The sequence below is a fragment of the Cellulomonas sp. B6 genome (assembly GCF_001462455.1).
In the GTDB taxonomy this organism is placed as follows: domain Bacteria; phylum Actinomycetota; class Actinomycetes; order Actinomycetales; family Cellulomonadaceae; genus Cellulomonas.
The window spans coordinates 36,237-48,392 of the sequence record NZ_LNTD01000143.1 but is presented as its reverse complement, the minus strand read 5'-3'; the positions used below and the strand labels follow the sequence as shown (position 1 = coordinate 48,392).

11 protein-coding genes are annotated in these 12,156 nt (G+C 76.6%); 8 read left to right on the top strand and 3 right to left on the bottom strand.

The features are described from left to right. Window positions 1-6 precede the first annotated feature (6 nt). Complete coding sequence (locus ATM99_RS13385) at window positions 7-2,172, top strand: prolyl oligopeptidase family protein (RefSeq protein WP_082659743.1); 2,166 nt, start codon at window positions 7-9, stop codon at window positions 2,170-2,172. Next, window positions 2,169-3,383, top strand: a complete 1,215-nt coding sequence (locus ATM99_RS13380) for a mechanosensitive ion channel family protein (RefSeq protein ID WP_223305068.1) — start codon at window positions 2,169-2,171, stop codon at window positions 3,381-3,383. Before ATM99_RS13385 ends, ATM99_RS13380 begins: the two co-directional genes overlap by 4 nt. An 86-nt stretch (window positions 3,384-3,469) precedes the next feature. Here ATM99_RS13380 and ATM99_RS13375 read toward each other — a convergent pair whose 3' ends face one another. Both ATM99_RS13375 and ATM99_RS13370 read right to left on the bottom strand, forming a co-directional pair. Then, entirely contained in the window at window positions 3,470-3,937 is a 468-nt protein-coding gene (locus ATM99_RS13375; protein ID WP_062103372.1) for a PTS glucose transporter subunit IIA, read from the bottom strand. Window positions 3,938-3,950: 13 nt separating this feature from the next. Continuing rightward, complete coding sequence (locus ATM99_RS13370) at window positions 3,951-4,181, bottom strand: glucose PTS transporter subunit EIIB (RefSeq protein WP_062103371.1); 231 nt, start codon at window positions 4,179-4,181, stop codon at window positions 3,951-3,953. A 282-nt stretch (window positions 4,182-4,463) separates the two neighbouring features. Here ATM99_RS13370 and ptsP point away from each other — a divergent pair, with 282 nt between their 5' ends. The 5 genes from ptsP (at window position 4,464) to ATM99_RS13345 (ending at window position 10,396) form a co-directional block, all read left to right on the top strand. Beyond that, window positions 4,464-6,149, top strand: a complete 1,686-nt coding sequence (ptsP, locus tag ATM99_RS13365; protein ID WP_062103370.1) for a phosphoenolpyruvate--protein phosphotransferase — start codon at window positions 4,464-4,466, stop codon at window positions 6,147-6,149. Window positions 6,150-6,256: 107 nt separating this feature from the next. Next, entirely contained in the window at window positions 6,257-6,640 is a 384-nt protein-coding gene (locus ATM99_RS13360) for a globin (RefSeq protein WP_062103379.1), read from the top strand. Between the two features lies 1 nt (window position 6,641). Beyond that, complete coding sequence (locus tag ATM99_RS13355) at window positions 6,642-7,553, top strand: acyl-CoA thioesterase II (protein ID WP_062103369.1); 912 nt, start codon at window positions 6,642-6,644, stop codon at window positions 7,551-7,553. Window positions 7,554-7,632: 79 nt separating this feature from the next. Further along, entirely contained in the window at window positions 7,633-8,625 is a 993-nt protein-coding gene (locus ATM99_RS13350) for a DNA topoisomerase IB (RefSeq protein WP_062103368.1), read from the top strand. Window positions 8,626-8,689: 64 nt separating this feature from the next. After that, window positions 8,690-10,396 carry an SDR family oxidoreductase gene (locus ATM99_RS13345; RefSeq protein WP_062103367.1) on the top strand — a complete coding sequence of 569 codons (1,707 nt, stop codon included), beginning with the start codon at window positions 8,690-8,692 and terminating at the stop codon, window positions 10,394-10,396. On the opposite strand, the gene ATM99_RS13340 is transcribed toward ATM99_RS13345, so the two are convergent. Then, entirely contained in the window at window positions 10,377-10,871 is a 495-nt protein-coding gene (locus ATM99_RS13340; RefSeq protein WP_062103366.1) for a thioesterase family protein, read from the bottom strand. The two genes, ATM99_RS13345 and ATM99_RS13340, sit on opposite strands and share 20 nt — an antisense overlap. Window positions 10,872-10,998: 127 nt before the next feature. Between ATM99_RS13340 and ATM99_RS13335 the strand changes: the two genes are divergently transcribed. Then, a complete protein-coding gene (locus ATM99_RS13335; protein WP_190278836.1) occupies window positions 10,999-12,120 on the top strand; it encodes a GNAT family N-acetyltransferase in 1,122 nt (373 codons plus the stop codon). Window positions 12,121-12,156 lie beyond the last annotated feature (36 nt).

Genomic DNA, 12,156 nt, shown 5'->3' with positions numbered 1-12,156 from the left:
CACGCGCTGCAGACGCGGCTGCGGGCCCTGCTCGGGGCCGGGTTCGTCGGTGCGCCGGCCTGGCGCGGCGACCGACGGTTCTTCTCGCGGCGCGCGGCCGACGAGCGCACCCAGGCGTGGTCGCGCGCGCAGGACGACCTGTGGGCGGCGTACCGCGTGCGTGTGGAGGACGCGGCCGCCGGCACGCCGTTCGCGACGGACGCGCTGCAGACGCGGCTGCGGGCCCTGCTCGGGGCCGGGTTCGTCGGTGCGCCGGCCTGGCGCGGCGACCGACGGTTCTTCTCGCGGCGCGCGGGCGACCAGGAGCACGCGGTCGTGGTCGTCGCCGAGCCGGGCCCGGACGGCACGACGACCGAGCGTGTGCTCGTCGACCCGCTCGCGCTGGACGCGACCGGCACCACGACGCTCGACGCGTGGCAGCCGTCGAAGGAGGGCGACCTGGTGGCGTACCAGGTGTCGCACGGCGGCACCGAGGAGAGCGTGCTGCACGTGCTCGACGTCGCGAGCGGCGAGCTCGTCGACGGTCCCGTGGACCGTGCGCGCTACTCCCCCGTGGCGTGGCTGCCCGGCGGCGAGGCGTTCTACTACGTGCGCCGCGTGGCACCGGACCTCGTGCCGGCCGACGAGCAGCAGTACCACCGGCGCGTGTGGCTGCACCGGGTGGGCTCGTCGCCCGAGCAGGACGTCGAGGTGTTCGGCGCCGGGCTGGACATGACGAGCTACTACGGCGTCCAGGTCAGCCTCGACGGCCGGTGGCTCGTGGTGTCGGCGTCGGCCGGCACGGCGCCGCGCACGGACGTGTGGATCGCGGACCTCACCGTGCCGGGCGCGCACGAGGCGCCGGCGTTCACCGAGGTCGCGGTCGGCCTCGACGCCGAGGTCGGCGCGTGGGTCGCGCGCGACGGCAGGCTGTACGTGCACACCGACCTCGACGCGCCGCGCGGGCGGCTCGCGGTCACCGACCCGCGCACGCCCGGCGTCGCGCACTGGCGCACGCTGCTGCCGCAGGACGACGTCGCCGTGCTCGAGGGCGTCGCGTTCGTCGACGACGGCGACCCGACGGAGCCCACCGCGCTGCTCGCCGCGTGGCGGCGGCACACGGTGAGCGAGGTGACGGTCCACGACCCGGCGACCGGTGCGCGCACGGGCGAGGTCCCGCTGCCCGGGCTGGGCTCGGTGTCGGGGCTGGTCACGCGACCCGAGGGCGGGTCCGACGTGTGGTTCTCGTACACCGACCACGTGACGGTGCCGCGCGTGCACCGCTACGACGCGCGGACCGGCGACGTGACGCTCTGGGCCGCTCCTCCCGGGGCGCTGCCCGACGTGCCGCCCGTGCGCGCGCAGCAGGTCGAGGTCACGAGCGCCGACGGGACGACCGTGCGCGCGTTCGTGCTGGCCCGCGCCGACCGGCTCGACGCCGCCGGCCGCCCGCTCGCTGCCGCCCCGACGATCCTCTACGGCTACGGCGGGTTCCAGATCAGCCTCGACCCCGCGTACTCGGCGACCACGCTCGCGTGGGTCGAGGCCGGGGGCGTCTACGTCGTGGCGAACCTGCGCGGCGGCGGCGAGGAGGGTGAGGAGTGGCACCGCGCGGGCATGCGCGAGGCGAAGCAGAACGTGTTCGACGACTTCCACGCCGTGGCCGAGCGACTCGTGGCCGACGGCTGGACCACGCCCGGCGCGCTCGCGTGCTGGGGCGGGTCGAACGGCGGCCTGCTCGTGGGTGCGGCGGTGACGCAGCGCCCCGACCTGTGGGCGGCGGCCGTGTGCTCGGCGCCGCTGCTCGACATGGTGCGCTACCAGCGGTTCGGCCTCGGCGTGACGTGGACCGAGGAGTACGGCGACGCCGACGACCCGGTCGAGCTCGGCTGGCTGCTGGGCTACTCGCCGTACCACCGCGTGGTCGAGGGCACCGCCTACCCCGCGGTGCTGTTCACGGTCTTCGAGGGCGACACGCGCGTCGACCCGCTGCACGCGCGCAAGCTCGCGGCCGCGCTGCAGGCGGCGACGTCGTCCGACCCGCTCGAGCGGCCCGTGCTCGTGCGCCGCGAGGTCGGCGTCGGCCACGGCGCCCGCGCGCTGTCGCGGACGGTCGTGCTGGCGGTCGAGCAGCTCCAGCTCGTCGCGGACCGCACCGGTCTGCTGGAGATCTCGCGCGGGGGTGTCGCGTGAGCGCCGGGCTCGCCGCGTCCCTCGCGTCGTCGGTCGTGACGTCGCTCGCGACCCCCAGCGACGACCCGACGCTGCCCTCCCTCACGCCGAGCGGCCTGTCCGTGCCCGAGTGGGCCGAGCAGTGGGGCGCGTGGTTCGTGGGCGTGCCGCTGCGCATCGTGCTGATCCTGGTGTTCAGCGGGGTCTTCCTGCTCGTCCTGCGCCGCACGATCTCGACGGTCACGCGGCACATCGCCGAGGGCGACCCCGCCTCCGAGCGCGGCGTCCTGCGCCCGCTGGGTCGCACCGAGGTCGGGTCGGTCCTGCTCAAGGCCAACCCGTTGGCGACGGCACGCCGCGCGCAGCGCGCGCGCACGATCGGCTCGGTGCTCCGCTCGACGGCGTCGATCGTGGTCGGGTCGATCGCCGGGATCCTCGTGCTCGACGCGCTGGGCATCAACCTCGCACCGTTCATCGCCTCGGCGGGGATCGTCGGCGTCGCGGTCGGCTTCGGCGCGCAGAGCCTGGTCAAGGACTTCCTGTCCGGGCTCTTCATGCTGCTGGAGGACCAGTACGGCGTGGGCGACGTGGTCGACGTGGGCCCCGCGACGGGCACGGTCGAGGCCGTGGGTCTGCGCGTCACCAAGGTGCGGGACGCCGACGGCACGCTCTGGTACGTCCCCAACGGCTCGATGGTGCGCGTGGGGAACAAGACGCAGGGCTGGGCCACGGCCGTGGTCGAGGTCGACGTCGACTACTTCGTCGACGTCGACGAGGCGCGCGCGCTACTCGAGGAGGCGGCCGCGACGGTCGCCGCCGACCCGGTCGTGGGCGCCTACCTGCAGGGTGCGCCGACCGTGACGGGCGCCGAGAAGCTCGCCGCCGACGCGGTCGGCCTGCGGCTGTCCGTCCGCACCGCCCCCGCGATGCAGTGGGAGGTCGCGCGCCACCTGCGCGTCGCGGTGCGTCAGGTGCTCGAGGCCGCGGGGGTCCCGCTCGCCGGGCAGCGCGACGCGTTCGACGCGCACCGGGCGCGACTGGCGGGCGACGCGCCCGCGCCCGCCGACGCCTCGAACGACGTCGAGCCGGCGCCGACGGACCCGGCGTCCGCCGACGACGCGACGGCGGACGGGGCACCCGGGGCCGAGGCGGCGCGCGGTCGCGACCCGCACGACACCCCCGTGCACGACGTCGTCGATCCCCCCGAGCCCCCGGGTCCGGCGCGGACCTGACGGCGCGGGGCCTCCGACCACCCGGGGAGCCGTCCGCGCGCGGCGACCGGATCAGCGCGCCCGGCGCGCGCGTCGGGGGTGGCCCCTCAGCCGGCCGACCAGTCCAGCAGCGGCGTCCCGGCGGTCACGCGGTCACCGTCGGCGACGAGCCGCACGAGGTCCGCGGCCTCGCCCTGCAGCGCGACCACCGGGCACGCCGTCACGAGGCCCGCCGCGGCGACGTCGACGGGTGACCACGTGAGCACGCGGTCCCCGGCCCGCACGTGCTGCCCTCGGTCGACGTGCAGCACGAAGCCCGAGCCGCGCAGCGTCACGGTGTCGATGCCGACGTGCACCAGCACGCCGCGGCCGTCGTCGAGCTCGAGCGCGAACGCGTGCGGGTGCAGGGCACCCACGACGCCGTCGCACGGGGCCAGGACGTCCTGCCGCCCGACGCGGTCGGGCTCGACCGCGAGCCCGGGGCCGACCATCTCCTGGGCGAACACCGCGTCGGGCAGGTCGGCCAGCGCTCGGACCACGCCGGCCACCGGGCTGACGAGCCGGACCGTCGTCACGCGGCGGTGCCGCTCAGCGCAGGTTGTCGAGCTCGGCGGCCAGGTGGTCGGCCTCGGGGCCGACGATGACCTGGACGATCCGACCCGACCGCACGACCCCGAACGCGCCGCTGGCCTTGAGCGCGGACTCGTCGACCAGCTGCGCGTCCCCGACCTCGACCCGCAGGCGCGTGATGCACGGCTCGAGGTCGACCACGTTCGCCTCGCCGCCGAGTGCGGCCAGGATCTGCTCTGCCTTGCTCAATGGCTCTCCCCGGGATCGTCGTCGCCGCGTGGCGCAGGAGCGGCGCGGGAGAACGGCCTCCCGTGCGCCCACGGCCCCTGCGTGTCGCGTGCGGTGGTCCTCAGGCTACCTCCGTCGGCCGCGCACCCGCCCGTGCCGTCCACGCCCCGGCGGGTCACGACGCGCCGCACGGGTCGCCGTGTGGACCGGTGCGCGCGCCCGGGCCAGACTGCGAGGGCACGGCGACGACGGCGGGCCCGCACCCGCCGCCCCCGCGTCGTCGGCACGCTCCGAGGAGGTCCGGTGGTCAGCACGCAGGTCGTCACGGGAATCGGCGTCAGCCCGGGCCGTGCGGTCGGTCCCGTGGTGCACCTGCCGGACGCGGTCGCCGAGCCGCCCGCGGGGCGCCGGCTGGCCCCCGGTGCCGACACGGACGCCGCCGCCCAGGTGGTCGCGTCCGCCGCCGCGGCGGTGCGGGACGAGCTCGACGCCGCCGCCGACGCCGCGGACGGCGAGGTCGCGGCCCTGCTGTACGCGACCGCGGCGATGGCCGCCGACCCCTCGCTCGTGGCCGACGCCCAGCAGCGCGTGCGCGCCGAGCACCTCGTGCCCGAGCGGGCGGTGTGGGAGGCCGCGGACGCCGTCTCCGCCCAGCTCGAGGCGCTCGGCGGGTACATGGCCGAGCGCGTGCGCGACGTGCTCGACGTGCGCGACCGGCTCGTGGCCCACCTCACCGGGCAGCAGGCGCCCGGCGTGCCGGTGCGCGCGACGCCCTACGTCCTCGTCGCGCACGACCTGGCACCCGCGCTGACCGCGACGCTCGACCCGGCGCGCGTGCTCGCGGTGGTGACCGCGGCCGGCGGTCCGACGTCCCACACGGCGATCCTCGCGCGCGCCCGGGGCATCCCGGCGGTGGTCGCCGCCGCCGGGGCGCTGGACGTCCCGGAGGGGACGCTGCTGCTCGTCGACGGCGCGGCCGGCACCGCGACGCCCGACCCGTCGGACGAGGCCGTGGCCCGCGTGCGCGCGCTGGCGGGGACCACGCGGACGTTCGACGGTGACGGCCGCACAGCCGACGGCCACCGCGTCGAGCTGCTCGCGAACGTCGGGGACCCCGCCGAGGCGCAGGCGGCCGCCGACTCGGGGGCCCAGGGCGTGGGGCTGTTCCGCACCGAGTTCGCGTTCCTGGACCGCACGCAGGCGCCCGACGTCGACGAGCAGACCGCCGCGTACTCGCGCGTGCTCGCGGCGTTCGACGGCCGCAAGGTGGTCGTCCGCACGCTCGACGCGGGTGCCGACAAGCCGCTGCCGTTCCTGCACGCGGCCCCCGAGGCGAACCCCGCGCTCGGCGTGCGCGGGCTGCGCGTGGCCGACGCGCGCCCCGAGGTGCTGGAGGACCAGCTCACCGCGATCGCGCGGGCCGCCGCGGCGCACCCCGGCACGACCACGTGGGTCATGGCCCCGATGGTCGCCACGGTCGACGAGACCGAGCGGTTCGTCGCCGCGTGCGCGCGGCACGGCCTGCCGACCGCGGGGATCATGGTCGAGGTGCCGAGCGCCGCGCTGCTGGCCGGTCCGCTCCTCGCGCACGCCCGGTTCGCGAGCATCGGCACCAACGACCTCACGCAGTACACGATGGCCGCCGACCGCCTGCTGGGGGACGTCGCCGCGTTGTCCGACGCGTGGCAGCCCGCCGTCCTGCGGCTCGTCGAGGCCACGTGCCAGGGGGGCGCCGCGCAGGCCCGGCCCGTGGGGGTGTGCGGCGAGGCCGCGGCCGACCCCGCGCTCGCGGTCGTGCTCGTCGGGCTCGGGGTCACCTCGTTGTCGATGACGCCGCGCGCGCTGCCCGACGTCGCGGCCGTGCTCGCGGCGACCGACCTCGCGACGTGCCGCGTGCTCGCGCGCCGCGCCGCGGACTCCCCGAGCGCGGCCGACGCGCGCGCCGTGGTCCGGGCCGGCCTGCCGGTGCTCGACGACCTCGGGCTCTGACGGGGGTGCCGCGGGGTGTCCTCGAGCGCGTGCGAGGCGTCTGACGTGGCACGACGCACACCGGCGCCCCAGCGGGCCGCGCACGGGGGCGTGTGAGGATGGACCGCGTGAGAGACGACTCGTTCTACGCCGCGATCGGCGGTCACGACACGTTCGTGCGGCTCGTCGACGAGTTCTACCGCGGCGTCGCGGGTGACCCGGTGCTGCGACCGATGTACCCCGAGGAGGACCTCGGGCCCGCCGCGCGGCGCATGACGATGTTCCTCGAGCAGTACTGGGGCGGACCGTCCACGTACTCCGAGGAGCGCGGCCACCCGCGCCTGCGCATGCGCCACCAGCCGTTCAAGGTCAACCCCGACGCGCGCGACCGGTGGCTCACGCACATGCGGGCCGCCGTCGACTCGCTCGACCTCGCCCCCCTGCACCGCGCGCAGCTCTGGGACTACCTCGAGCGCGCCGCGCACTCGCTGATCAACACCTTCGAGGACTGACATGAGCCGCCCCACGGACGACCTCCCCGACGACCTCCCGGACGACGGCGGTGCGACCGCCGCGGTGCTGCGCGCGCTCGACCTGAACGCCGACCCGACGTACCCCGACCTGTACCAGGGCCCGAACCTCACCGGTCCCCGCGCGCGCGTCTACGGCGGGCAGGTGCTCGCGCAGGCGACGGTCGCCGCCGGACGCACGGTCCCCGACGACCGGCTCCCGCACTCGCTGCACGGCTACTTCCTGCGCGCGGGGGACCCGACGATCCCGATCGAGTTCTCGGTCGAGCGGCTGCGCGACGGCCGCTCCTTCACGGCCCGCCGCGTGCACGCGCTGCAGGAGGGTCGCCCGATCCTGTCGATGATCGCGTCGTTCCAGGAGCACCAGCCCGGCCTGGAGTACGCCGAGGAGATGCCCGCCGACGTGCCCGACCCGACGCAGGTGCGCTCGGCGCTCGAGGAGCTCGCCGACATCGACCACCCCGCGGCACGGTTCTGGGCGCAGGAGTCCGCGTTCGACCTGCGGCACGTCGGCCGCTCGCTGTTCCTGGCACCCGACCCGGACTCGCCGCTCGGGCGGCAGATGGTCTGGATGCGTGCCCGCGCGCCGCTGCCGGACGACCAGCTGCTCCACCGCGCGCTGCTCGCGTACGCGTGCGACCAGGTCATGCTCGAGCCCGTGCTGCGGCGCGCGGGCCGCGCGTGGGTCTCGGCCAACCAGTCGATGGCGAGCCTCGACCACGCGATGTGGTGGCACCGCGACCTGCGGGTCGACGAGTGGCTGCTGTTCGTGCAGTCGACCCCGAGCGCGCAGGGCGGCCGCGGCCTGGGCGCCGCGCGCGTGTTCGACCGCAGCGGGACGCTCGTCGCGTCGATGGCGCAGGAGGGCATGATCCGGCTCCCCGGCGACGCCTGAGCCACCCGGGCGGCCCTCGCTGCGCCCGCTCCCCCGGCCCCGGCATGCGCACCGGGGCGGACCGGGTGACACTGCCCGCATGGTTCGGCTCCGACGGGTGCGCATCGACCAGCCGGGGTGGACCCGTCGCCGGTCCGGCTCCGGCTTCGTGTACCTCGACCTCGAGAGCCGACGCATCGTCGACGCCGAGCACCTCGACCGGATCACGACGCTCGCGATCCCGCCGGCGTGGCGCGAGGTGTGGATCTGCCCGCTCCCGCAGGGGCACATCCAGGCCGCGGGCCTCGACGACGCGCAGCGCCGCCAGTACCTGTACCACCAGCAGTGGCACGCGCGGCGGGCGCGGCTCAAGCACGAGCACGTCCTGCAGGTCGCCCGCCGGCTGCCCGCCGCGCGGCGCCGCGTGCGGGCGGACCTCGCGCTCGACGGGTTCCCGAGGGACAAGGCGCTCGCGCTCGCGTTCCGCCTGCTCGACCGCGCGTACCTGCGGGTCGGGACCGAGGGGTACACGCGGCGGCACGGCTCGTTCGGGCTCGCGACGCTGCGCCGCGAGCACGTCCACGTGCTGCCGGACGAGGACGGCCGTCCCGGCGCGGTGCACCTGCGCTTCCCCGCGAAGTCGGGCCAGGTGCGCGACACCGTCGTCGACGACGAGACCGTCGCCGAGCTCGTCCGCACGCTGCTGCGCCGCCGCGACGACAGCCCCGAGCTGCTCGCGTGGCGCGACGACGCGGGCTGGCACGACGTGACGAGCGCGGACGTCGGCGGCTACGTGCGCGACCGGCTGGGCGAGGCCACGCCCAAGGACTTCAGGACGTGGCACGCCACGGTCCTCGCGGCGCGGGGCCTCGCGGACGCCGGTCCCCCGCCGGCCAGCGAGCGGGGCCGACGCCGTGTCGTCACGTCGGTCGTCAAGGCCGTCGCCGAGGAGCTCGGCAACACGCCGACCGTCGCGCGCGCGTCGTACGTCGACCCGCGCGTCGTCGAGCTGTGGGAGCGCGGCGTGACGATCGCGCCCACGCGCTCGCAGGCGGTCGGCGAGCGGCGCACGCTCGAGCTGCTGACGTCCTGAGCACGCGCTGAGCGTCGCGGTCGCCCGGCGTGCGGGGCACCGGTGCGGGCCGCAGACTGCAGCGATGAGCGACGAGCGTCCCGACCTCCCGCCCGGGACCGCCCCCGAGGCCGACCTCGCGCCGACGCCCGTCGCGACGACCCTGCCGGGGCTCGTGCCCGGCACGGGCCCCGACGGCCGGCCGCGGCCCGACGCGCCGCTCGTGGCCGTGACGGGTGTGACGGGGTACGTCGGCGGTCGCCTCGTGCCCGAGCTGCTCGCCGCGGGGTACCGCGTGCGCGCGCTCGCGCGCCACCCCGAGCGGCTGCGCGGCCGTCCCTGGTACGACCAGGTCGAGGTCGTGCGCGCCGACGCGTCCGACCCCGAGCAGATCCGCGCCGCGCTCGACGGAGCCGACGTCGCGTACTACCTCATCCACTCGCTCGGCACGGGCCGCTCGTTCGAGCAGCGCGACCGGCACACGGCGCTCGTGTTCGGCCGTGCCGCGCGCGAGGCCGGCGTCGGCCGGATCGTGTACCTCGGCGGCCTGACGCCCGAGGGCGAGGAGCTCTCGCCGCACCTGGCGTCGCGCACCGAGGTCGGCGAGATCCTGCTCGCGTCGGGCGTGCCGACGACCGTCCTGCGCGCCGCGGTGATCCTCGGGTCGGGCTCGGCGTCGTTCGAGATGATGCGTTACCTCACGGAGCGGCTGCCGGCGATGACCGTGCCGAAGTGGGTGTCGAACCGCATCCAGCCGATCGCGATCCGCGACGTGCTGCGCTACCTCGTCGGCTCGGCCGCGATGCCGGCGGACGTCTCGCGCGCGTTCGACATCGGCGGGCCCGAGGTGCTGACGTACCGCGACATGATGCAGCGGTACGCGCACATCGCGGGCCTGCCGCCGCGCGTCATCGTCCCCGTCCCCGTGCTGTCGCCGCAGCTGTCGAGCCTGTGGGTGTCGCTGGTCACGCCCGTGCCCGGCGGGCTCGCGCGGCCGCTCGTGGAGTCGCTCGTGCACGAGGTCGTGTGCGACGAGCACGACGTCGCCGCGTACGTGCCCGACCCGCCCGAGGGCCTCATCGGCTTCGACCGCGCCGTGCGCCTCGCGCTCGCGCGCGTGCGCGGTGCGAGCGTCGCGACCCGGTGGTCGTCCGCCGCGGCGCCCGGGGCGCCGAGCGACCCGCTGCCGTCCGACCCCGACTGGGCCGGCGGCTCGCTGTACGTCGACGAGCGGCGCGTACGCGTCGACGCCTCCCCCGCGTCGCTGTGGCGCGTCGTCGAGGCCGTGGGCGGTGAGCGCGGCTGGTACTCCTGGTCGCTCGCGTGGCGCGTGCGCGGCCTGCTCGACCGCGTCGTCGGCGGCCCGGGCCTGCGGCGCGGGCGCCGCGACCCCGCGCGGCTGCTCGTCGACGACGCGGTGGACTTCTGGCGCGTCGAGGAGATCCGGCCCGGGCGGCTGCTGCGGCTGCGCGCCGAGATGCGGCTGCCCGGGCTCGCGTGGCTCGAGCTGCGCGTCGAGCCGGACGACGACGCGGCCGCCGACGACGACGGCGCGGGCGCCTGGGCCCCCGAGCAGTGGCGCCGCCCGCCCGTGGTGTTCGCGCAGCGCGCGCTGTTCCACCCGCACGGCCTGGCAGGCCAGCTCTACTGGTGGGCCGTGTACCCGTTCCACGGCGTGGTGTTCGGCGGCATGCAGCGCAACGTCGCGCGGGCGGCAGAACGCGCCGAGCGCGCGCGCCGCGACCGCGGGGGCGCGTCGTCGGCGACGACCGTCACGCGCGACGGCGCATGACCACGGGCTCCTCGAGGTACGGCTCCCAGACGGCACGCTCGTCCGCGGTCAGCCGGCGCGGCGCACCCGTCGCGGTGTCCACCAGCACGATCGTCGTGATGGCCTTGGCGTACACGGTCGCGCCCGGCGTCGACGTCGGCGCGTCCCGCACCTCGTAGCAGACGTCGAGGCTCGCACCGCCCAGGTGCCCGATCCACAGCTCGATGACGACGGGTGCGCGTCGGTACGGCAGGGGCCGCACGTACTGGATCTCCTGGCGCGCGACGAGCGTCGACGTGAGGGCGCCGGGTCCGGCGTCGAGCACCGCGGTGGGCCGCCCGCCGTCGGCCGGCGTGCCGTCGGGGGCGTCCGGGTGGCGCCAGAACACCTCGATGCGCGCCTCCTCCAGCAGGCGCAGCATCTCGACGTTGTTGACGTGCGCGTACGCGTCCATGTCGGACCAGCGCAGCTGCACCGGCACCTCGATCCTCGCCATGCCCGTCCCCTCGTCGTCCCCCGGCCGGTGTCGTGCGCGGCACCCGGCCCGGTTCATCCTCGCGCGGGACGCGACGCCGCGGGAAATCGGTGGTCGCGCGCACCCCGCCCCCGCCAGGGTGGTCGCCATGAGCAGCACCACCACGTGGCGGGTCGAGGACGCCCCGCGCACGCCGAGCGACCCCGCCCACCCCGACGCGTGGGCCGTGCAGGCCCTGTGCGACATCGACCACGCGCGCCAGCACGCGCTGCACGGCTGGACCGACCTGTGGGCGCCGCTGGTGGTGCGCGTGCCCATCCTGCTGTCCGACGACTACGGGACGAAGCTCGTGGTGGTCGCGCTCGCCCCCGACGCGCCCGCGGACCCCGGCGCCGACGACGTCCTCGGCGTGGGCGTCGTCGTGCTGCCGCACGCCGACAACACGCACGTCGCGCACGTCGACGTCGTCGTCCGTCCCGGGCACGAGGGCAAGGGCGTCGGCACCGCGCTGCTGCGGCACGTCGAGGAGGTCGCCGCGGCGCACGAGCGCACGTCGCTCCTGGCCTGGACGACGCACGCACCCGAGCCGCCGCCCGGACCGGGCGCGCTCGAGGCGCCGACGGGCGAGGGCCGCGTGCCGGCCGACGCCCACGCGGTGCGGTTCGCGCAGCGCCACGGCTACGTGCTGGAGCAGGTCGCCCGGCACTCCGTCCTGACCCTGCCGGGCGACGAGGACGCGCGCGCCGCGCTCCTCGCCGACGCGCGCGCCGCCGCCGGCCCCGAGTACCGCACGCACACGTGGTGGGACACCGTGCCCGACGCGTGGCTCCCGGCGCTCGCGGTGCTGTGGACCCGCATGAGCACGGACGCGCCGAACGCGGGCTACGACACCGAGGAGGAGCGCTGGGACGCCGAGCGGGTGCGCCACCACCTGCTGACGCGCGCGCGGCGCCACCAGCGCGTGCTGCTCACGGCCGCCGAGCACGTGCCGACCGGGACGCTCGCGGCGTTCACGGTGCTCGAGGTGCCCGTGCCGGACGTGCCGTTCGGGTTCCAGGAGGACACGCTCGTGCTGCGCGAGCACCGCGGGCGCCGCCTCGGCATGCTCGTCAAGGCCGTCAACCTCGACGCGTACGCCGCCTGGCGCCCCGGCGAGCGTCGCCTGCACACGTGGAACGCGCAGGAGAACACCCACATGCTCGCGATCAACGTCGCGCTCGGGTACGCGCCGCAGGCGGTCAGCGCGGGGTGGCAGCGGCGCACGACGTGACGACGACGCCGGGTGTCACCCCCGCCGCCCGGTGAC